This is a genomic window from Streptomyces sp. DT190 (genome assembly GCF_049846985.1).
GTDB lineage: Bacteria > Actinomycetota > Actinomycetes > Streptomycetales > Streptomycetaceae > Streptomyces.
Map to the genome: position 1 here is coordinate 194161 of NZ_JBNCNM010000002.1, position 21352 is coordinate 215512.

General features: G+C 69.4%; 20 protein-coding genes. 9 read left to right on the plus strand and 11 right to left on the minus strand.

Annotated features, from left to right (window positions below; all coding sequences use genetic code 11):
- Positions 1-187: 187 nt before the first annotated feature.
- Both ACPXCS_RS04340 and ACPXCS_RS04345 read left to right on the plus strand, forming a co-directional pair.
- A complete protein-coding gene (locus ACPXCS_RS04340) occupies positions 188-1093 on the plus strand; it encodes a LysR family transcriptional regulator (protein ID WP_425944362.1) in 906 nt (301 codons plus the stop codon).
- Between the two features lie 162 nt (positions 1094-1255).
- Entirely contained in the window at positions 1256-1738 is a 483-nt protein-coding gene (locus ACPXCS_RS04345; protein ID WP_425944361.1) for an NUDIX domain-containing protein, read from the plus strand.
- Between the two features lie 13 nt (positions 1739-1751).
- Here the strand turns inward: ACPXCS_RS04345 and ACPXCS_RS04350 are convergent, their stop codons facing one another.
- Positions 1752-3335: a globin domain-containing protein gene (locus ACPXCS_RS04350; protein WP_425944360.1), complete on the minus strand. Its 1584-nt coding sequence runs from the start codon at positions 3333-3335 to the stop codon at positions 1752-1754.
- Positions 3336-3928: 593 nt separating this feature from the next.
- Here ACPXCS_RS04350 and ACPXCS_RS04355 point away from each other — a divergent pair.
- Positions 3929-4795, plus strand: coding sequence for a GNAT family N-acetyltransferase (locus tag ACPXCS_RS04355; RefSeq protein ID WP_425944359.1), 867 nt, complete (start codon positions 3929-3931; stop codon positions 4793-4795).
- Between the two features lie 64 nt (positions 4796-4859).
- Here ACPXCS_RS04355 and ACPXCS_RS04360 read toward each other — a convergent pair whose 3' ends face one another.
- Both ACPXCS_RS04360 and ACPXCS_RS04365 read right to left on the minus strand, forming a co-directional pair.
- Complete coding sequence (locus ACPXCS_RS04360; RefSeq protein WP_425944358.1) at positions 4860-5291, minus strand: GlcG/HbpS family heme-binding protein; 432 nt, start codon at positions 5289-5291, stop codon at positions 4860-4862.
- A gap of 46 nt (positions 5292-5337) precedes the next feature.
- Entirely contained in the window at positions 5338-6546 is a 1209-nt protein-coding gene (locus tag ACPXCS_RS04365) for an MFS transporter (RefSeq protein ID WP_425944357.1), read from the minus strand.
- A gap of 141 nt (positions 6547-6687) precedes the next feature.
- Between ACPXCS_RS04365 and ACPXCS_RS04370 the strand changes: the two genes are divergently transcribed.
- Positions 6688-7152 carry a MarR family winged helix-turn-helix transcriptional regulator gene (locus ACPXCS_RS04370; RefSeq protein ID WP_425944356.1) on the plus strand — a complete coding sequence of 155 codons (465 nt, stop codon included), beginning with the start codon at positions 6688-6690 and terminating at the stop codon, positions 7150-7152.
- Between the two features lie 33 nt (positions 7153-7185).
- Complete coding sequence (locus ACPXCS_RS04375) at positions 7186-7638, plus strand: GNAT family N-acetyltransferase (RefSeq protein ID WP_425944355.1); 453 nt, start codon at positions 7186-7188, stop codon at positions 7636-7638.
- Positions 7639-7702: 64 nt separating this feature from the next.
- Here the strand turns inward: ACPXCS_RS04375 and ACPXCS_RS04380 are convergent, their stop codons facing one another.
- Together ACPXCS_RS04380 and dnaB are read right to left on the minus strand one after the other, a co-directional pair.
- The gene (locus ACPXCS_RS04380; RefSeq protein ID WP_425944354.1) at positions 7703-9088 is read right to left on the minus strand and encodes a serine hydrolase domain-containing protein; all 1386 of its coding nucleotides are present in this window, start codon (positions 9086-9088) and stop codon (positions 7703-7705) included.
- A 59-nt stretch (positions 9089-9147) separates the two neighbouring features.
- Positions 9148-10629: a replicative DNA helicase gene (gene dnaB, locus ACPXCS_RS04385; RefSeq protein ID WP_425944353.1), complete on the minus strand. Its 1482-nt coding sequence runs from the start codon at positions 10627-10629 to the stop codon at positions 9148-9150.
- A 460-nt stretch (positions 10630-11089) separates the two neighbouring features.
- Here dnaB and ACPXCS_RS04390 point away from each other — a divergent pair, with 460 nt between their 5' ends.
- A complete protein-coding gene (locus ACPXCS_RS04390; RefSeq protein WP_425944352.1) occupies positions 11090-12427 on the plus strand; it encodes an MATE family efflux transporter in 1338 nt (445 codons plus the stop codon).
- Between the two features lie 167 nt (positions 12428-12594).
- On the opposite strand, the gene rplI is transcribed toward ACPXCS_RS04390, so the two are convergent.
- From rplI to rpsF, 4 genes are all read right to left on the minus strand, one after another.
- Positions 12595-13041 (minus strand): 50S ribosomal protein L9, encoded by a 447-nt coding sequence (gene rplI / locus ACPXCS_RS04395; protein ID WP_010032778.1) that lies wholly within the window; start codon positions 13039-13041, stop codon positions 12595-12597.
- Positions 13042-13059: 18 nt separating this feature from the next.
- Positions 13060-13296 carry a 30S ribosomal protein S18 gene (gene rpsR / locus ACPXCS_RS04400; RefSeq protein ID WP_003949403.1) on the minus strand — a complete coding sequence of 79 codons (237 nt, stop codon included), beginning with the start codon at positions 13294-13296 and terminating at the stop codon, positions 13060-13062.
- A 45-nt stretch (positions 13297-13341) separates the two neighbouring features.
- Positions 13342-13929, minus strand: a complete 588-nt coding sequence (locus ACPXCS_RS04405) for a single-stranded DNA-binding protein (RefSeq protein ID WP_425944351.1) — start codon at positions 13927-13929, stop codon at positions 13342-13344.
- 71 nt (positions 13930-14000) lie between these two features.
- Positions 14001-14291 carry a 30S ribosomal protein S6 gene (gene rpsF, locus ACPXCS_RS04410; RefSeq protein ID WP_030237450.1) on the minus strand — a complete coding sequence of 97 codons (291 nt, stop codon included), beginning with the start codon at positions 14289-14291 and terminating at the stop codon, positions 14001-14003.
- 263 nt (positions 14292-14554) lie between these two features.
- Between rpsF and ACPXCS_RS04415 the strand changes: the two genes are divergently transcribed.
- The 3 genes from ACPXCS_RS04415 (at position 14555) to ACPXCS_RS04425 (ending at position 17315) form a co-directional block, all read left to right on the plus strand.
- Positions 14555-14860, plus strand: a complete 306-nt coding sequence (locus ACPXCS_RS04415) for a hypothetical protein (RefSeq protein WP_425944350.1) — start codon at positions 14555-14557, stop codon at positions 14858-14860.
- Positions 14861-15027: 167 nt separating this feature from the next.
- Positions 15028-16149: a peptidoglycan bridge formation glycyltransferase FemX gene (gene femX / locus ACPXCS_RS04420; RefSeq protein ID WP_425944348.1), complete on the plus strand. Its 1122-nt coding sequence runs from the start codon at positions 15028-15030 to the stop codon at positions 16147-16149.
- Positions 16150-16283: 134 nt separating this feature from the next.
- Positions 16284-17315, plus strand: a complete 1032-nt coding sequence (locus ACPXCS_RS04425) for an alanine racemase (protein ID WP_351349899.1) — start codon at positions 16284-16286, stop codon at positions 17313-17315.
- 84 nt (positions 17316-17399) lie between these two features.
- On the opposite strand, the gene ACPXCS_RS04430 is transcribed toward ACPXCS_RS04425, so the two are convergent.
- Both ACPXCS_RS04430 and ACPXCS_RS04435 read right to left on the minus strand, forming a co-directional pair.
- Positions 17400-18911 (minus strand): glycosyltransferase family 87 protein, encoded by a 1512-nt coding sequence (locus tag ACPXCS_RS04430; protein ID WP_425944530.1) that lies wholly within the window; start codon positions 18909-18911, stop codon positions 17400-17402.
- A gap of 120 nt (positions 18912-19031) precedes the next feature.
- Positions 19032-21302 carry a transglycosylase domain-containing protein gene (locus tag ACPXCS_RS04435; RefSeq protein ID WP_425944529.1) on the minus strand — a complete coding sequence of 757 codons (2271 nt, stop codon included), beginning with the start codon at positions 21300-21302 and terminating at the stop codon, positions 19032-19034.
- Positions 21303-21352 lie beyond the last annotated feature (50 nt).

Below are 21352 nucleotides of genomic sequence, written 5' to 3' on the forward strand. Positions count from 1 at the left end.
CGCGGGCGGTCCGAGCCTCCCCCCTCGTGGTTCGGACCGCCCCCCGGTTCCGCGCGCAAGAACCGCGCGACCAAGGCTAGTTGACTCTCTGTCAGTGTCCAATCACCGTAGCGACAGAGACCTATCGACTTATTTATAGTTGGGCGCGGCCGGGGGCCGGAGCGGGGGCGACGAGGGGAGAGCGTCAGTGGATCTGGCCTTGCTGCGGACCTTCGTGACCGTGCACCGGGCCGGCTCCTTCACCCGCGCCGCCGCCCTGCTCGGCCTCTCCCAGCCGGCCGTCACCTCGCAGATCAGGACCCTGGAACGGCAGCTGGGCCGCCCCCTGTTCCTGCGGCAGGCCCGGGGCGTGACCCCGACCAGCATCGGCGACGAGCTCGCCCACAAGGCCGCTCCGCATCTCGACGCCCTGGTGGAGATCACCGAGACCGGCCTCGACGACGAGTCGTCCTTACGGACGCTGCACCTCGCGGGGCCCCCGGAGTTCACCGCCGAACGAGCCCTGCCCGCGCTCACCGAGCTCACCGGCGAGGACGGGCAGGGCTTCGCGCTGCGTGTCTCCTTCGGGAACGCCGAGGAGATTCTGGAAGGGCTTTCCGCCGGACATCATGATCTGGCCATCAGCACGGCCCGTCCACGCGGTGCGCTGCTCACGGCGACTGCGCTCTGCGACGAGGAGCACGTCCTGGTCGCCGCCCCCCGCTGGGCCGAACAGATCGGCGCCGGGCAGCCGGACCGCAAGCCGGAGCCGTCCCTGGAGCAGGTCCCCGTGGTGGAGGTGCACGAGTCGCTGCCCTTCGTCTCCCGCTACTGGGCCTCCGTCTTCGACTCGCGCCCGGCCGCCCCGGGCACGGTCGTCGTGCCCGACCTGCGCGCGGTCCTCGCGTGCGCGATCGCGGGCGCGGGCCTGGCGGTGCTGCCGCGGTATCTGTGCGCCGCCGCACTGGAACGGGGCGACGTCGTCGCGCTGCACGAGCCGCCGGTGCCGCCCCTGCGGACGTACTTCCTGGTGGTCCGGACCGGAACCATGGCCATGCCGCACATCGCCCGAGCGCACGACTGGTTGCAGCGGGCAGCCGACGAGTGGTGCTGAGGCTCCGCGGGCGGAATCGCCGGAGGGCGGGGCACCGCACCCCGTGAACGAGGTGCGCAGGGCGCCCGCTCCGGGTCGCTCGGCATGGCCTTTCACTCCGGGCGCCCGGCCGGTGTCCTGTCGCGATGTTTCACGTGGAACCAGCCGGGCCACATTTCCCCCATGACCGTCCGACCCGTGGTCAAGCGCACCGCCCGCGCCGTTCTTCTGGACGGTGACGACCTGATCCTGATCAAGCGCACCAAGCCGGGCATCGATCCCTACTGGGTCACGCCCGGCGGCGGGGTCGAGCCCGACGACCCGACCGTCGTCCACGCCCTGCACCGGGAGGTGTACGAGGAACTCGGCGCGAAGATCGCCGACGTGGTGCCCTGCTTCGTGGACACCGTGGAGCACATCGGGGACGACGGCGGCGCGACCGGAGTGAAGGTGCAGCACTTCTTCGTCTGCCGGCTGGAGTCCATGGACCCCTCCCTCCGGCACGGCCCCGAGGTCGACGAACCCCTCGGCGAGTACGAAATCGTGCGTGTGCCCTTCACCCGGGTCGGGATCGCCTCCGTGCACCTCGTTCCGCTGTCGCTGCGGCACTACCTCGACGGCAACATCGAGGGTGTGCGGGCCATGCACGCACCCGACCTGGGCTGAACCCGGCGCCGGATCACTCGCCGGCCGAGACCAGTTCCTCGACGGAGTCGTGCCGTATGCGGTTCGGCGGGATGCCGATGTCCCGCAGGGCGTCCACACCGCTGCGGATCATCCCGGGCGGGCCCGACAGGTAGGCGTCGAACTCGTTCCACGGCCCGTAGGCCCGTATGGCGTCCGGGAGCTGCTGGTGCGCCTGCTGGTCGATGATCGCGCGGACCGAGAGCCAGGGATGGGTCTGTTGGAGGCGGAGCATCGTGTCGATGTCGTACAGGTCGTGGTCGGTGCGGGCGCCGTAGAACACCTCGACCGGACGGCGCTCCCCGTGCTCGGCGACGTCCTCGACCAAGGCCTTGATGGGTGCGATGCCGGTACCGCCGCCCAGGCAGAGCAGACCGCTGTCGGTGGTGTGGTCGACGGTCATGGAACCGGCGGGCGGGCCGAGCCGGATGATGTCACCGGGCCGGGCGCGGTGCACCAGGGCGTTGGAGACCCAGCCGGCCGGGACGGCCTTCACGTGGAACGACAGCAGTCCGTCGGAGCGGGGCGCCGAGGCGAAGGAGTAGTGCCGCCAGATCCGGGGCCACCAGGGGGTCTCCACGCTGGTGTACTGCCCGGCGAGGAAGGGGTACGGCTGGTCGGGGCGGACGGTGACGACCGCGACGTCCGGGGTTCTGAGCTCGTGCGCGACGACCTCGGCGTACCACCAGGCCGGGGCCCGCAGTTCGTCCGCGGCCGCCGCGTCGATCATGATCTGGGAGATGGTGGTGTAGGTCCGGACCCAGGCCGCCTCCATCTCCTCGTCCCAGACCCCGGCGGCGTACTTGCTCAACGCGCCGATGAGGCATTCGCCGACGGCCGGGTAGTGCTCGGCCCTGGTGCCGTACTTCCGGTGGCCCCGGCCGAGGTTCTGGAGGTAGTCGACGAGCACGTCGGTGTTGTCGATGTGCTCGGCGGCCGTGAGCAGCGCCCGGAGCAGCCGGTCCCGCTGGGTGTCCATCGCGGCGGGGAACAGCGACCGCAGATCGGGGTGGCGGACGAAGAGCAGCGCGTAGAAGTACGAGGTGACCTTGTCGGCGACGGGACCGACCTCGGCCATGGCACGGCGGACGAGGAGGGCGTCCGGGGACGCCTGGGGAGCTGGAGCGGCCGGGCCTCGGGTCGGCGCCGGCGCGGGCCGCTGGGCAGGGACACGTGAGGCGGCGGGAGGAACCACGGCCGAGGCGAACGGCGCCGGGGTGAGCGCCGTGGGCGCGGGGCCGGGCGACGAGGCCGCGGCGTGCTGCGCGGTCCCGGACGACGGAGCGTGCTGCGCTGCGACGGGCGTCCGCGCGGGTATCGCGTCCGCGGACGCGTGCTCCTGGCGCGGCGGGCCGGTGAGTGCGCTGCCGGCCGGTGCCGAGGGCGGCGGTGCCGTGCCGTCGGCAGGGGCCTCCGGAGGGGGCGTGGGCCGGCCCACCGGGCGTATCGTCGCCGGGCGGCGTCCCTCTGCCGCGGGACCGGGCTCGCTGCCCGGCTCCGGCTTCTTGCGGGGCGTGAACCAGCCGCCCCCGCCGCCGGAAGTGCCGTTGTCGGCCGACGTGGTGGTCGGAGCGTCCATGGTGTGCCTCGCCTCGAGCATCTTTCGGTCGGTCTGCGCACTTCCCTGGTCGGAAGGTGCCTGCTTTCCCCCGTGGACGGGCCGTGTTCCCGTCCTTGTCGCGGCCAATGCGGCCACATTCAACCCGTGTCCCGACTCCGTACGGACAAGTAAGGCGAGAGTGTGACATTGCCCGCAGTGCTTCCTGCGAGCTTCCCACTCGCCTGGGCGGTTCTCGTCGCATTACCGGAAACGCGGGTCTTCGATCTCTCCGTCCCTTTACGCTGCATTGCCCTGCGCTCGGTCCACACAGAAACGGGTCATCCGTCCCTGACGCGAACCGGAGTCGACCCTACCGGCCCGCGCCGTGCACACAAGTCCCCCCTTCCCTCGTCACGAATGAGGGCGGTACGCGAATCGTCAGAGGGGTCAACCAACAGGCCTAAAAGACGCATTGGGCGTTCCCTTCGGTCACCTGCTGTTCTCGCGTGTTTCACGTGAAACAGGCGGGGGGTGTTCGCACGCACCGCATGCGACTGCAACTGGCCAAAAGCTCGTACGCTTCCTCCGAAACAGGTGGACGCCGGGGGCTTCTGTCGGACAGCCTGACCTGCGTGTCGACTCCTTCCCTTGCCGCTCTGCCCATCCGCCGTCTGACGCTCCGGGATCTCACCGCCTGCGCCGACTTGTCCGAGGACCGGGGGTGGCCACGGGAGGAGCACAAGTGGGGCTTCCTCCTCACGGCCGGAAAGGGGTGGGGCATCGACGATCCCGACGGCGGCCTGGTGAGCGCCTGCGTCGTCACCGAGTACGGACCGCACGAGCGCCCGGCCCTCGCCGCGATCGGCATGGTCCTGGTCGCCGGACGGCACGCCCGGCAGGGCGTCGGACGCCGGCTGATGCGTCACGTGATCTCCGCGATGGGCACCACGCCCCTCACCCTGCACGCGACGCCGTACGGTCGCCCGCTCTACGAGGAACTCGGTTTCAAGGTCACCGGGCGGGCGGAGATGGTGGTGGGGCGCTTCATGCCCGGTGGGCCGGAGCCGGAGGTCGCCACCCGTGCCGCGACCGCCGAGGACCTGACGGCGATCCTGCGGCTCGACGAGCAGGTCTTCGGGACCGACCGGACGCACATCGTCACCCGGCTGCCCGCCTTCGCCGACCAGTTGCGCGTGGCCGAGGAGGGCGGGCGGATCGTCGGCTACGCGGCGGCCTGGCCCAACATGCACACACACGTCGTCGGCCCGCTCATCGCCCGGGACACAGGGGTGGCCCGGGCACTCATCGCCTCTCTGGCCGCCCACACCGACCGCCCGCTGCGCACCGACATCGACGTGCGGCACGAGGAACTGCTCGCCTGGGTGAAGGAGCGCGGCCTGGAGTCCGTGGCCTTCAACGCGGTGATGGCGTACGGCATCACGGAACTGCCCGGTGACTGGAGCCGGCGCTTCGCTCCGGTCACGGTCGCGGCGGGCTGACCGGCTGCGGCACGCCGAACGCCGGTTCCCCGGGCTTCGGGGAACCGGCGTCGCGGTCCGAGGCTCAGACGCGTCGGACGAGAGCCTCCACGGCGGCCGTGGCGAAGGCGTGGTCCTGCTCCGGGGCCCCGCCGCCCACACCGATCGCGCCGATCAGCCGGCCGTCGCGCTGCACCGGCACGCCGCCCGCGATGAACAGCAGCGGCCGGTCGAGCGCGGTGGGCAGGGTGTGGAACAGGCCTCCGGGCTGGACGGCGTCGACGAGGTCGGCGGTGGGCGCGTTCAGCTGGAGCGCCGTGTAGGCCTTGCGGGTGCTGGTCTCACCGGAGATCAGCACGGCTCGGTCGTCGCGCCGGAAGGCGAGCAGGTGCCCGCCCGCGTCCAGGACGGTGACGCTGACGGTGACACCCGCGGCTTCGGCGGCACGGCTCGCGGCGGCGACGAGGGCGTCGGCGTCCTGGGTGGTCAGCGGGGCGACGGCGGTGGTAGTGCTCATGAGGTGGTTCTCCTGAGGGACGTGAGGGTGGGAGGGGTCGGGTTGTTCAGTGGTGGACGGCGGTCCGCTGCTCCGCGGGCGCGGACCCGGTGACGACGGTGCCGGTCGTTCCGGTGCGGCGCTCCAGGGCGGCCGAGAGGACGGCCAGCAGCAGGGCTCCCGCCGCGAGGGCGGCACCGACCCAGTTGGGGGCGGTGTAGCCGAGGCCCGCCGCGATCACCAGGCCGCCGAGCCAGGCGGACAGCGCGTTGCCGAGGTTGAAGGCGCCGATGTTCACGGCGGAGGCCAGGGTCGGGGCGCCGTGCGCCTGGTCGAGGACCCGCTTCTGGAGCGGCGGGACGGTGGCGAAGCCCAGGGCACCGATCAGCGCGATCGTGACGGCCGACAGGAACTTGTCGTGCGCGGTGAGGGTGAACAGTGCCAGGACGACGGCCAGGGCGCCCAGGGAGACGTACAGCATGGGCATCAGGGCGCGGTCGGCGAACCTGCCGCCGACAAGGTTGCCGCCGACCATGCCGAGGCCGAAGAGGACCAGCAGCCAGGTGACCGAACCGTCGGCGAAGCCGGCGACGTGGGTCATCATCGGCGCGATGTAGGTGATGGCGGCGAAGACACCGCCGAAGCCGAGGACGGTCATCGCCATCGCGAGCAGCACCTGCACGTTCTTGAAGGCGGCCAGCTCGTGCCGGAGGCGCACCCCTTCCGGCTTGGGCATGTCGGGGACGAGCCGCGCGATGCCGAGCAGGCCGATGACGCCGAGGGCGGCGACGATGCCGAAGGTCACCCGCCAGCCGACGGACTGCCCGACGAGCGTGCCGAGCGGGACGCCGACGACGTTGGCGACGGTCAGCCCGGTGAACATCATCGCGATGGCTCCGGCCTTCTTGTCCGGGGCCACCAGGTCGGCCGCGACGACCGAGCCGATGCCGAAGAAGGCGCCGTGGGCCAGCGAGGCGACGATCCGGCCGATCAGCATGACGCCGAAGGCGGGGGCGAGGGCCGAGAGCACGTTGCCCACGATGAACAAGCCCATCAGCAGCATCAGCATCCGCTTGCGCGAGATCTTGGTGCCGAGGACGGTCATCAGCGGGGCACCGAACATGACGCCGAGCGCGTAGCCGGTGACCAGGTATCCGGCGGTGGGGATGGACACCCCGTAGTCGCCCGCGACCTCGGGCAGCAAGCCCATGATCACGAACTCTGTCGTTCCGATCCCGAAGGCCCCGATCGCGAGGGCCAGAAGCGCGAGAGGCATGGAGGGGTTACCTTCCCAGAAGATTGCAGGAGCGCTTTGCGTGCGTCCACAATAGTTGCACACGCGGGCTATATGCAACCGCCGTCTATTGCGTCGAGTGTTCTATCCTGGATGTCAGCCGCTCCGGGACGGAGGACCCCCATGACAGCGACGGACCCCGCGCTCACCGCCCTCGCCCAGGGCTGGTGCGCCCTCTCCCTGCTCCACGGGAGGATCGAGGCCCACATAGAACGCGCCCTGCAGGCACAGCACGACCTGAGTGCGCGCGAGTACTCCCTGCTGGACGTGCTGAGCCGGCAGCACGACGGCGACGGAGGACATCTGCAGATGAAGCAGGTCGCCGACGCGGTCGTCCTCAGCCAGAGCGCCACCACACGGCTGGTGACCCGCCTCGAGGACCGCGGGCTCCTGGAGCGCCATCTGTGCCCCACCGACCGCCGGGGCATCTACACGAACGTCACCGAGGCGGGCCTGAAGCTGCTGGAAGCGGCCCGGCCGACCAATGACGCCGCCCTGCGCGAGGCCCTCGACGCAGCGGCGAAGAACCCCGAGCTGGCGCCGCTGGTCCGGGTCGTCGAGACACTGAAGGCCCCGGTGCCCGCGTAAGCCGCCTCGGCATCGCTGCGTAGGGTGCCGCCCATGGGAGATCTCGAAGTACGCAGCGCCGTAGCCGACGACGTCCCGGCGATCGTCGCCATGCTCGCGGACGACCCGCTGGGCGCACAGCGCGAGTCACCGGACGACCTCGCCCCGTACCTGACCGCGCTGGAGCGGCTCACCGCCGACCCGAACCAACGCCTGGTCGTGGCGGTCCGCGAGGGTCGCGTCGTCGGCACGCTCCAGCTCACGATCATCCCCGGGCTGTCCCGGCGGGGCGCGACCAGGTCGATCATCGAGGGCGTCCGCGTGCACGCCGACGAACGCGGCAGTGGTCTGGGGTCCCAGCTCATCGAGTGGGCGATCGACGAGTCGCGGAAGGCGGGGTGCCGGCTGGTCCAGCTGACCTCCGACACGTCCCGCACCGACGCCCACCGGTTCTACGAGCGGCTCGGCTTCACGGCCTCCCACACAGGCTTCAAGCTCCAGCTCTGACCGGTGGACGGGAGCGCCCGTGTTTCACGTGAAACACGGGCGCTCGATCCTGTCTCTGCCGCGCTCAGCCGATCCCGCGCCAGCCCTGGGGATCGACTCCACCCGGCACCGGAGCCGTCTCGTCGTACGGCTGACGCGTGAACACGAACGAGCCGAGGTCCAGGTGGCTCACGGAGCCGTCCGGCCTTCGTACGGCCCTGAGCAGCTCTCCGGCGTAGTAGCCCTCCAGGCCGGTCCAGGTCCCGTCGCCATTCGGGCGGAAGCGCGAGCGGCGCCCGTTCCCGGACAGCGGCTCCAGCGACGCGAGTCCGTCGGCCGTGAGCCGCAGGGCGAAGGCGTGCGTGCCCCAGTACCACTGACCCGCCAGTTCCAGCGCGGCCGGATCCACCGCGCGCATCGGGGTCCACGGGGCGGGGATGCGCGGCTCGGCCTCGGCGACGATCCGCACGAGATCGGCGGCGACCGCCGACACCGCGGGACCCGAGGTGCAGTTGGCCAGGACGACCGCCACCACGTCGTCCTCCACGCTGATGCTCACGTTCGCCAGGAAGCCCGGCAGGGACCCGCTGTGCCCCACGAGCAGCCGGCCGTGCCGGTGCTGGATCTGCATGCCGAGGCCGTAGGCGTCACCGGACATCACGTCCACGGCCTCCGCCGGCGCCGACGGTGTCCGCATCTCCCGCAGGGACTCGGGGCCGAGCACCCGTTCGTCGCCCCGCACCAGGAAGGACGCGAACCGCGCCAGATCCGCGGTGGTGGACCAGAGCTGGCCTGCGGCTGCCATACGGCCGAGGTCCTCGGCGGGCTCGGGCAGCAGCACGTCGGCCCACGGATGCACGGCCCACCCGCCCGCATGCGGAGCCCGCGGTCGCACGCTCGTCCGGTCGAGGCCCAGGGGGTCGAGCACTTCTCGCCGTAGTGCCTCCTCCCAGGAGGTCCCCCGCAGTTCCTCGACGAGTGCGCCCAGCAGCGTGTAGCCCGGGTTCGAGTAGTGGTGCCGTCGGCCGACGGGGTGCAGGAAAGGCTGCTCGCCCAGGACGTCGGACAGTTCCGGCCGCAGGGATCCCGAGGTGCGCTCCCACCAGGGGGCGGGCGACTCGGCGGCCAATCCGCCCGTGTGCGCCAGCAGTTGGGCGATCGTGACCTCCCCCGCGCCCGTGCCCGGCAGGTGCTTCTCCAGCGGATCGCCGAGTGCGAGCAGTCCTTCGTCGCGCAGACGCATCACGAGGACGGCGGTGAAGGTCTTGGTGATCGAGCCGATCCGGTACTGCACGGTGTCGTCGGGCCCGTGCCCCTCCACCGAGGTCCGGGCTCCGTGCCACACCGTACGGCCGCCCCGGGCGACGGCCGCGACCAGCGACGGTGCCCGCCCCTCGGCCTGTGCCACGGCGATCCGGTGCAGCAACGCACGCCGTGTGGCGGGAAGCAGCTCTTCCTGAGATGTCGTCATGGGCCCAGTCCATCCGGCCCGCTCCCGGGAGTCGACTTCTTTTCGCCGCGCGGCGTGGATCAGGTCTGCGCCATGTCCACGAACCGCGAGTAGTGGCCCTGGAAGGCGACGGTGATCGTCGCCGTCGGGCCGTTTCGGTGCTTGGCCACGATCAGGTCCGCCTCACCCGCGCGGGGCGACTCCTTCTCGTAGGCGTCCTCGCGGTGCAGCAGGATGACCATGTCGGCGTCCTGCTCGATGGAGCCCGACTCACGCAGGTCGGAGACCATGGGCTTCTTGTCCGTGCGCTGCTCGGGGCCACGGTTCAGCTGGGAGAGCGCGATGACCGGGATCTCCAGCTCCTTGGCGAGCAGCTTGAGGTTACGGGACATGTCCGAGACCTCCTGCTGCCGGCTCTCCGCCCGCTTGGACCCGCCGGACTGCATCAGCTGGAGGTAGTCGATGACGACCAGTCTCAGGTCGTTGCGCTGCTTGAGGCGCCGGCACTTGGCGCGGATCTCCATCATCGACAGGTTCGGGGAGTCGTCGATGTAGAGCGGGGCCGCCGACACGTCCGGCATCCGCCGGGCCAGTCGCGTCCAGTCCTCGTCCGTCATCGTGCCGGAGCGCATGTGGTGCAGGGCGACCCGGGCCTCGGCGGACAGCAGGCGCATCGCGATCTCGTTGCGGCCCATCTCGAGCGAGAAGATCACGCTCGGCAAATTGTTCTTGATCGAGGCCGCCCGCGCGAAGTCCAGCGCGAGCGTGGACTTGCCCATGGCGGGGCGGGCCGCGATGACGATCATCTGGCCGGGGTGCAGTCCGTTGGTGAGCGAGTCGAAGTCCGTGAAGCCCGTGGGCACACCGGTCATCTCGCCGCTGCGTGAGCCGATCGCCTCGATCTCGTCGAGCGCGCCCTCCATGATGTCGCCGAGCGGCAGGTAGTCCTCGCTGGTGCGCTGCTCGGTGACCGCGTAGACCTCGGCCTGGGCACGGTTGACGATCTCGTCGACGTCGTCGTCGGCCGCGTATCCCATCTGTGTGATCCGCGTGCCGGCCTCGACCAGGCGGCGCAGGACCGCGCGCTCGTGGACGATCTCGGCGTAGTACGCCGCGTTGGCCGCCGTGGGCACCGTCTGGACGAGGGTGTGCAGATAGGAGGCCCCGCCGACCTTGTTGATCTCGCCGCGCTTGGTGAGCTCGGCCGCGATCGTGATGGGGTCGGCCGGCTCGCCCTTGGCGTAGACGTCCAGGACGGCCTGGAAGATCGTCTCGTGGGCCGGCTTGTAGAAGTCGTGGCCCTTGAGGATCTCGACGACGTCGGCGATGGCGTCCTTGGACAGCAGCATGCCGCCCAGCACGGACTGCTCGGCCTCGATGTCCTGCGGGGGCACCCGCTCGAACGACGTGCCCGAGCCGCTATCCCACACCCCGTTGTCCTGGCCGCGGTCGTGCTGTTCGTCGCGGCCGCGGGAACCGTCGCCCCGTCGGCGGGAGGCGGGCAGACGATCACTGGGCCCGCTGTCGGCCCACGGGTCGTCCAAGGGCTCGGAAATGCTCACCGAGCCACCTCCTCCCGTCCGCCGCAGCAGACCTCGCCGTGCCTCTCTTTTCTACGGCACGGCACTGACAAATAAGAGGCCCAACTCCGGTTGGTCGGCGCCGGTTTTGCGGTGCTTTGGAAACCGGCGGACGGAGCGGGCGCCGGACCACCGTAGGCCTGTCGGCACCGTCAGCCAATCTGGTTATCCACAGGCCATGTGGACGACGGCCCAGATGCTGTGGAGAACTCCGCGAAACCTGTGCACGACCCGGTGGACAGGCCTGTGAACAAGCAGCGCCTCATCACACCGAGAGGCCCCTGACCTGCAACGTTGCCGTCCACCGGCTGTGCAGAAGAAAAACTTCCCCAACCGGCGCAAGATCGCTTCGAAAGGTGCACAGGAGTGCGCGTCCCCAAACGGAAAGTAAGGGTCGCCAATGCTTTGCATCTCTTACCTGTGGACGATTAGATTGGTGCACATGACACAGGCCCCCGTGCGACGCCGAGACGGCCGGAGACAGCACGACCGAGAGATCGTCGCGCTGGCCGTCCCGGCCTTCGGCGCGCTCGTCGCCGAGCCCCTCTTCCTGCTGGCCGACACCGCCATCGTCGGCCATCTGGGCACGGCCCAGCTCGCCGGTCTCGGCGTCGCCTCGGCCCTGCTGATGACCGCCGTCAGCGTCTTCGTCTTCCTCGCCTACGCCACCACGGCGGCGGTCGCCCGCCGGGTCGGCGCCGGAGACCTCCAGGCCGCCATCCGGCAGGGCATGGACGGCATCTGGCTGGCACTGCTCCTCGGCGCCGCCGTCGTCGTCGCCGCCCTGCCCACGGCACCCCATCTCGTGGACCTCTTCGGCGCCTCGGAGGCAGCCGCTCCCCACGCCATCACCTACCTGCGCATCTCCGTTCTCGGCATCCCCGCCATGCTCATCGTCCTGGCCGCGACCGGTGTTCTGCGCGGCCTGCAGGACACCAAGACCCCGCTCTATGTCGCCGTCGCCGGCTTCGTCGCCAACGGCGTCCTCAACGCGGCACTCGTCTACGGCGCCGACCTGGGGATCGCCGGCTCCGCCTGGGGCACGGTCATCGCGCAGTGCGGCATGGCCGCGGTCTATCTCGTGGTGGTTCTGCGGGGTGCCCGTAAGCACGGTGCCTCCCTGCGTCCGGACGCCGCCGGGATCAGGGCCTCCGCACAGGCGGGTGTGCCCCTGCTGGTCCGCACTCTCTCCCTGCGGGCGATCCTGATGATCGCCACGGCGGTCGCTGCCCGGCTCGGAGACGCCGATATCGCCGCCCACCAGATCATCCTGTCCTTGTGGAGTCTGCTCGCCTTCGCCCTCGACGCCATCGCCATCGCTGGACAGGCCATCATCGGCCGCTACCTCGGAGCCGGTGACGCCCAGGGCGCCCGCGACGTCTGCCGTCGCATGGTCGAGTGGGGCATCGCCGTCGGCGTCGTCCTCGGCATCCTGGTGGTGATCACGCGCCCGGTGTTCCTGCCGCTGTTCAGCAGCGACCCCGCGGTCAAGGACGTAGCCCTGACCGCACTGATCATCGTCGCCCTCTCACAGCCGATCTCCGGGATCGTCTTCGTCCTGGACGGCGTCCTCATGGGTGCCGGTGACGGTCCTTACCTGGCCTGGGCGATGCTGCTCACTCTCGCGGTGTTCACCCCCGCGGCCCTGCTGGTGCCGGTGCTGGGCGGTGGGCTCACCGCGCTCTGGGCCACCATGACCCTGATGATGACCGTGCGGATGCTGACCCTGTGGCTCCGGACCCGCTCGGGACGCTGGCTCGTCACGGGCGCGACCCGCTGACTGTTTCACGTGAAACGCGCCGACCGTTTCACGTGAAACGGTCGGCCTGCTCCATGGCCGCCCTGCGTTTCACGTGAAACACGGCTACAGCTCCCGGCGCAGACGACGATGGGGCCGCACCCCGAAGGGCACGACCCCATCGCTCACTGCTTCAGCGAGCGCAGCACTCAGGCGGCGACGACCTCGATGTTGACCTTGGCGGCAACCTCGGGGTGCAGACGCACGGACGTCTCGTGAGCGCCCAGCGTCTTGATCGGCGAGCCCAGCTCGATGCGGCGCTTGTCGACCTCGGGGCCACCGGAAGCCTTGATCGCGGAAGCGATGTCGGCCGGGGTGACGGAACCGAAGAGACGACCGGCGTCGCCGGAGCGGACGGCCAGACGGACCTTGACGCCCTCGAGCTGGGCCTTCACCTGGTTGGCCTGCTCGATGGTCTGGATCTCGTGGATCTTGCGAGCACGACGGATCTGCTCGACATCCTTCTCGCCACCCTTGGTCCAGCGGATAGCGAACTTCCGCGGGATCAGGTAGTTGCGAGCGTAACCGTCCTTGACGTCGACGACGTCGCCGGCGGCGCCGAGGCCGGAGACCTCGTGGGTGAGGATGATCTTCATGAGTCGGTCACCCTTCCCTTATCGCGCGGTGGACGTGTAGGGCAGCAGCGCCATCTCACGGCTGTTCTTCACGGCCGTGGCGACGTCACGCTGGTGCTGCGTGCAGTTGCCGGTCACGCGGCGGGCACGGATCTTGCCGCGGTCGGAAATGAACTTCCGCAGCATGTTCGTGTCCTTGTAGTCCACGTACGTGACCTTGTCCTTGCAGAAAGCGCAGACCTTCTTCTTCGGCTTGCGCACAGGCGGCTTCGCCATGGTGATTCTCCTGTGTGATCAAGAAGTGTGGGTGCGAACCCGCCCTTAGAAGGGGGGCTCGTCCGAGTAGCCGCCGCCACCGCCGCCGCCGGAGTTTCCACCCCAGCCGCCGCCACCGCCCTGGTTGCCACCGGCGGGAGCACCGGTGGCCCACGGGTCGTCGGCAGGTGCTCCGCCGCCCTGCTGGCCGCCACCGGGGCCGCCGCCCCAGCCGCCGCCACCCTGGCCGCCGCCAGCGCCGCCGCCGTAACCGCCCTGGCCGCCGCGACCGCTGGTCTTGGTGACCTTGGCCGTGGCATTGCGCAGGCTGGCGCCGACTTCCTCGACGTCCAGCTCGTAGACCGTGCGCTTGACGCCCTCACGGTCCTCGTAGGACCGCTGCTTCAGCCGGCCCTGCACGATGACGCGCATGCCTCGCTGGAGCGACTCCGCGACGTTCTCCGCCGCCTGACGCCAGACCGAGCAGGTCAGGAACAGGCTCTCGCCGTCCTTCCACTCGTTCGTCTGGCGGTCGAAGGTGCGGGGAGTGGACGCGACACGGAACTTCGCGACGGCCGCACCGGAGGGGGTGAAGCGCAGCTCGGGGTCGTCGACAAGATTGCCGACCACCGTGATGACGGTCTCGCCTGCCATGGGGGAACCTCTCGGCGGGTTTGCTCTGGCTGCTTGCTACTCGAATCCCGGAATCAGCTGAGCGTGGAAGCTCAGTGCATCTCGGGACGGAGGACCTTGGTCCGGAGGACCGACTCGTTCAGGTTCATCTGGCGGTCGAGCTCCTTGACGACCGCAGGCTCGGCCTGCAGGTCGATGACCGAGTAGATGCCCTCGGGCTTCTTCTTGATCTCGTACGCGAGACGACGACGACCCCAGGTGTCGACCTTCTCGACCTTTCCGCCGCCGTCACGGACGACAGAGAGGAAGTTCTCGATCAGCGGGGAGACAGCGCGCTCCTCGACGTCGGGGTCGAGGATGACCATCACCTCGTAGTGACGCATGTGGAACCCACCTCCTTTGGACTCAGCGGCCACGGTCGTTCCGTGGCAGGAGGGTTGTGATGCGTAGCAACGGTATCGGCCACCACTGACACTCAGGGGTTCTGTGGAGAAGCCCTTGCCATGACATGGGCAGACACCGGTGCGGACGGTACAGAGTACCCGCACGGTGGCTTCCGGTTGAAATCCGGTCGGGAGGGCAGCCAATCTGTACGCATCGGGTGTGTATGGCGCTACGATGCGCCGACTTTCGCAGGAGGTGCCCTATGGCACAGGCATTGCGACCCAACACCGCCGGCGGCCTCTTCGCCACGGACGGCAAGCCCCATCCCCTCCAGGACACGCTGCTCGCGGTCACCCTCGTGCTGGGCCTGACCGCGTTCCTCACGGCGATCATCGACGACAACCTGCACGTGCTCAGCTCCTGGACCGGCCTGGTGGGCATTCTCACGGGCGCCTACGGCCAGTGGATCTCGGAGACGACGCGTGAGCGCTTCGGGCTGATCCTGGGCCTGGGCGCGTCCGGCGTCGGGTTCTTCCTGGGCATGATGCACGGCGGTCTCATCGGCTGACGCCACAGCACCCCCTGACGAACAGCGGACGGCGCGCCCCGGACGTCCTCGGGCCGGGGCGCAGGTTGCGTACGCCCAACCGGCGCGCCCCCACGGCGCAGTAGGCTTCGCGCGAGAGCCGGAGCCCCTGAACCCATGGGGACACACCAGCCCGAGGAGCGCCCCGAATGAGCCTGACCCTGAGGACCATCAGTCGAGAGCAGCATCTGGCCTACATCCAGAGCCTGCCGTCGGCGAGCCACATGCAGGTCCCGGCCTGGGCTGATGTCAAGGCGGAATGGCGCTCCGAGAACCTCGGCTGGTTCGACGACCGCACCGGCGAGCTGGTCGGTGTGGGTCTGGTCCTCTACCGGCAGCTGCCCAAGATCAAGCGCTACCTCGCGTACCTGCCCGAGGGTCCGGTCATCAACTGGTTCGCGCCGAATCTGACGGAGTGGATCGAGCCGATGCTGGCGCACCTGAAGCAGCAGGGCGCCTTCTCGGTGAAGATGGGCCCGCCGGTGATCATCCGCCGCTGGGAGGCCACCTCCATCAAGCAGGGCATCCAGAACCCGGACGTCAAGCGTCTGCGCGACATCGAGGCCGACCACATCGAGCCGCGTGCCTTCGAGGTCGCCGACAAGCTGCGCCGCATGGGCTGGCAGCAGGGCGAGGACGGCGGCGCCGGCTTCGGCGACGTCCAGCCGCGCTACGTCTACCAGGTGCCGCTGGCGAACCGCTCCCTGGAAGAGGTCCACAAGAACTTCAACCAGCTGTGGCGCCGCAACATCAAGAAGGCCGAGAAGGCCGGTGTCGAGGTCGTCCAGGGCGGCTACCAGGACCTCGAGGAATGGCAGCGGCTGTACGAGATCACGGCTGTGCGCGACCACTTCCGCCCGCGCCCGCTGTCGTACTTCCAGCGCATGTGGACGGCCCTCAACACCGAGGACCCCAACCGCATGCGGCTGTACTTCGCACGGCACAACGGCGTGAACCTGTCGGCGGCGACGATGCTGATCGTCGGCGGCCACGTCTGGTACTCCTACGGCGCCTCCGACAACATCGGCCGCGAGGTCCGGCCGTCGAACGCGATGCAGTGGCGGATGCTGCGCGACGCCTACGCGCTCGGCGCGACCGTCTACGACCTGCGCGGCATCTCCGACTCGCTGGACGAGACCGACCACCTCTTCGGCCTGATCCAGTTCAAGGTCGGCACCGGTGGCCAGGCCGCCGAGTACCTCGGCGAGTGGGACTTCCCGCTGAACAAGCTGCTGCACAAGGCGCTCGACATCTACATGTCGCGTCGTTGATGTTCGTTCAGTGCTTTTCTATACCTCTGACACACGGCAACCGCCGGTACACGGCAATCGCTGACACACGGCAACCGCCGACAGACGGCAACCGCTGATTCACGGCGACCACGAGAAAGGTTCCAGGTCCGGCCATGGCGCTCACGCTCTACGTCGACACCGCGCGCTGGCGGGCGCACCACAAGCACGTGCAGGAGCAGTTCCCCGGCCTGGTGCCGGTCTGCAAGGGCAACGGCTACGGGTTCGGGCACGAGCGGCTGGCGGAGGAGGCCACGCGGCTGGGCTCGGACGTGCTCGCCGTCGGCACGACGTACGAAGCCGCCCGGATCAAGGACTGGTTCAGCGGTGACCTCCTGGTGCTGACGCCCTACCGGCGCGGCGAGGAGCCGGTGCCGCTGCCGGACCGGGTGATCCGCTCGGTCTCGTCGATAGACGGTGTGTACGGCCTCGTCGGTGCCCGTGTGGTGATCGAGGTGATGTCCTCGATGAAGCGGCACGGCATCGGTGAGCAGGACCTGGCCCAGCTGCACGCCGCCATCGAGAACGTCCGGCTGGAGGGCTTCGCCCTGCACCTGCCCCTGGACCGCACCGACGGCTCGGACGCGGTCGAGGAGGTCATCGGCTGGATGGACCGGCTCCGCGCGGCGCGGCTGCCCCTGCACACGATGTTCGTCAGCCACCTCAAGGCCGAGGACCTCGTCCGGCTCCAGCAGCAGTTCCCGCAGACCCGTTTCCGTGCCCGCATCGGCACGCGGCTGTGGCTGGGGGACCACGACGCCACCGAGTACCGCGGCGCCGTTCTGGACGTCACGCGCGTCGCCAAGGGCGACCGTTTCGGCTACCGGCAGCAGAAGGCGGCCTCCGACGGCTTCCTGGTGGTCGTGGCGGGCGGAACGTCGCACGGGGTGGGCCTGGAGGCCCCCAAGGCGCTGCACGGCGTCATGCCGCGCGCCAAGGGCGTCGCCCGGGCCGGCCTGGCCACGGTGAACCGGAACCTCTCTCCCTTCGTCTGGGGCGGCAAGCAGCGCTGGTTCGCCGAGCCGCCGCACATGCAGGTGTCGATCCTGTTCGTCCCCGCGGACGCGCCCGAGCCGAAGGTCGGTGAGGAGCTCGTGGCCCATCTGCGGCACACCACCACGCAGTTCGACCGGCTCGTGGACCGCTGACCGCCGCTGCACAGCGCGAAGGCCGTACAGGGTGTCCCTGTACGGCCTTCGGTGTCTCCGGCACGGGTGTTCCGCGCCGTTCGCTCAGAGCGAACCGCCCGGGGCGCCCTGCTTGCCCCACTCGATGGGCGGCCCCTCGAAGTGAGCGGTCTCCCTGCGCCGGGAGCGGGCCGCGGGCCCGAGGACGAAGACGTCCTCGGCGCCGTCGAGCACTCCGCCCGAGGGGTCGTCGCCCCCGGAGCGGCGCACCGGGTCCCGATCCGGCAGGAAGATGTCGCGCACGACCATCACACACAGGTAGAGCGTGCCCAGCAGGTGCAGCGCGATGGCCCAGTGGTAGCCGTCGGTGGGCAGCCCCTTGTGGGCGTCCCCGCTGGTCGTGTACGCGAGATACAGCCAGATCCCCAGGAAGTACGCCACCTCGCAGGCCTGCCAGATCAGGAAGTCCCGCCACTTGGGCCGGGCGAGGGCGGCCAGGGGCACCAGCCACAGCACGTACTGGGGCGAGTAGACCTTGTTGGTGAGGATGAACGCCGCGACGATCAGGAAGGCGAGCTGAGCGAACCGCGGACGGCGCGGGGCGGTCAGCGCCAGGGCCGCGACGGCCGCGCAGCACACCAGCATCAGCAGCGTGGCGAGGCTGTTGACGGTGTCGGTGGCGAGCGGGTCGTCCGAGTTCTGGGCCATGATCAGCCAGAAGGACCCGAAGTCGACGCCCCGCTCCTGGCTGAACGTGTAGAACTTCGACCAGCCCTCGAACGCGAAGAGCATCACCGGCCCGTTCACGACGACCCAGGCGACGACCGCTCCGCCCACGGCCGTGGCGAACTCGCGCCATCGGCCGGCGCGCCAGCACAGCACCAGCAGCGGCCCGAGGAGCAGGAACGGATAGAGCTTGGCGGCCGTGGCAAGGCCCAGCAGGACGCCGAACGCGAGCGAGCGTCCCCGGGACCACATCAGCATCGCCGCGGCCGTCAGAGCGACCGCCAGCAGGTCCCAGTTGATCGTCGCCGTCAGTGCGAAGGCGGGCGCCAGGGCGACCAGCAGACCGTCCCAGGGACGCCGTGCGTGGGTGCGGGTCACGCAGACGGCGATGACGGACGCACAGACCATGAGCATCCCGGCGTTGACCGTCCAGTACCACTGTTCCTGGTCCTGGATGGTGCCGCTGCCGGGCGTGAGCCAGGAGGCGACCTCCATGAAGACACCGGTCAGCACCGGGTACTCCAGGTACTGCATGTCGCCGGGGAGCCGGTCGAAGTACGGCACGAGCCCGTCGGCGAAACCGCGCCCCTGGTAGAGGTGCGGGATGTCCGAGTAGCACGCGTGCGTGTACTGCGAGCTGGCGCCGAAGAACCAGGCGCCGTTGTAGCAGGGCGCCTTCTGGACCAGGCCGAGGGCGAACATCCCGATCGCCACCAGGGCGATCACCCGGACGGGAGTCCACCAGGACGCCCCGAGCAGGGCGCGCCGCCCGAGCGGGCCACCGATCAGCTCGCTGCCGGCCGCGGCGACCTTGTCCTCCTGCGTCGGCCGCACCGGGTCCGGCTCGTGGACGCTCGCTGGCGTCGTTTCTGCACTGGGCATGTCGCACATCCTGCCGTACGGGTCCGGCAAAACGTCGAGGGCCGCCATACCCGAGTCGGGTACGGCGGCCCTTGTTTCACGTGAAACAGCGTGTTCCACGTGAAACACCCAAGCCGGGCGATCGGCCGGCTATCCGGCGGGGCCTCCGAAGATGCCCCCGTTGCCGTTTCCTCTGGTGCTGCCGCCGTCCAGTTCCGTACCGGTCGGCGAGGGCTCGGTACTCGCTCCTCCGTCCGTGCCCCCGTTGTCCGCACCACCGTTCTGCCCGCCGGTGTCCTCCTCGCAGCCGAAGAAGCCGCAGGTGTCGCTCGGCGAGGGCGACGGAAGGGTCGGGGTCTCGCTGGGCGTGGCGCTGGGCGTCTCGCTCGGCGTCTCACTCGGTGTCGCGCTGGGAGTCGGCGTCGGCGACGGAGCGCCCTCCGCGTCCTGGACGTCCCCGATCGGTTCGGCCTTGGGGAAACCGAGGTCGGGCTTGCCCTTGAGCGCGGCCTTCATGTACTCGGTCCACACCAGGGTCGGGACGTCACCACCGTGGATGGACTCCTCACCCGCCGTGCCGTTCATGGAGAGCAGCTTGGCGCTCTTGGGGTCCTCACGGAACATCGCAACCGAGGTCGACAACTGCTGGGTGTAGCCGACGAACCAGGCCGACTTGTTCTCGTCCGTCGTACCGGTCTTGCCGGCCGCCTTACGGCCCAGGGCCAGGGCGTTCTTACCCGTACCGTTCTGGATGACGTTCTCCAGGACCTCCGTGACGTTGTTCGCCACGTTCTCGGGCATCGCCTGCGTGATCCTCGGCTTCTCGAAGCCGTCGACCTCCTGCCCGTTGAACTTGACGCTGGTCACCGAGTACGGGGCGGCCTGCTTGCCCGCGGCGGCGAACGTCGCGTAGGCGTCGGCCATACGGATCGCGCTGGGGGTGGAGGTACCGAGCGCGAACGACGGGTTGAGCGTGGCGAAGCTGCCGTCCAGGATCCCGGCCTTCTCGGCCACGTCCCGCACGTTCCTCATCCCCACGTCCATGCCGAGCTGTACGAACGGCGTGTTGACGGACTGCTCCATCGCCTTGTGCAAGGTGATGTAGCCCCAGGGGCGATCGCTCTCGTTCTCCTGGAAGAACGGCGTGTTGTCCTTCTTCAGGACATAGGAGCCGTCATTGTTCTTGATCTTGAGGTGATCGTTGCCGTTGTACTTGCTGAGCGGCGAGAGGGGACCGTCGCTGCGGTAGGTGCCGTGCTCCATGGCCGCGGCGAGCACGAACGGCTTCCACGTCGAACCGACCGGGACACCCGAGGTGTCCGCGTTGTTGTTGAAGTGGCCGTTCTCGTAGCCGGCGCCGCCGTAGAGGGCGACGATCGCACCGTCCTTGGGCTTCACCGACGCCGCACCGAACTGCACGTGCTTGTCCAGCTCACGGTTCTTCGGGTCCAGCTTCTCCTTCTCGACCTTCTTGACGGCCTTGGCGAGCGCCTCGACCTTGCTCTTCTCGAAGGTCGTCTTGATCTGGTAACCGCCCTGGTCGAACTGCTGCTCCGTGATGTCGGAGTGGTTCAGCACGTACTTCTTGGCGGTGTCCACCAGGTAGCTGATCTGGCCGCTCATGCCCTTCGTGGCCTTGCGGCCCTGCGGCTCGGGGTACTCCTTGATCGCTTCCTGGTACTGGGCGTCCGTGAGCTTGTCGTCGTTGTGCATCTGCTCGAGGATCCAGCCCCAGCGCTCCTCCGAGCGCTTGCGGTTGTCCTTGGCGTTCGCCGCCGGGTCGAGGCTCTCGTTGCCCGCCGGGTCGTAGTACGTCGGCCCCTTGAGCAGGGCGGCGAGGAACGCGCACTCGCTCGGGGTGAGCTCGTAGGCGTCCTTGCCGTAGTACGTCTGGGCCGCTGCCTGGATGCCGTAGGCGCCACGCCCGTAGTACGAGGTGTTCAGGTACCCCTGGAGGATCGTGTCCTTGGAGAGTTTCGTGCCCACCTTGATCGAGATGAACATCTCCTTGAACTTACGGGAGACCGTCTGCTCCTGGCTCAGGTACGTGTTCTTCACGAACTGCTGGGTGATCGTCGAACCACCCTGTGTGTCACCGCCCCGGGCCATGTTCGCCAGGGCTCGCGCGATGCCCATGGGGTCGACGCCCGAGTCCTGGTAGAAGGTCTTGTTCTCGGCCGAGATCACGGCCTGCTGCATGGCCTTGGGGATCCGGTCGATCGTGACGTTCTGCCGGTTCTGGCCACTGCCCGTCGCGACCATCTGCTGGCCGTTGGACCAGTAGTAGACGTTGTTCTGCGACAGGGCCGCCGCGTTCTCCTCGTTGGGGACACCCACCATGGCGTATCCGATGCCCGCCACGGCGACCAGGCTGCCGAAGAAGCCGATGCACAGACCGGAGACGAGCTTCCAGGACGGCATCCAGCGCTGCCAGCCGTACTTGCCGGCCCGCGGATAGTCGATCAGCCGCT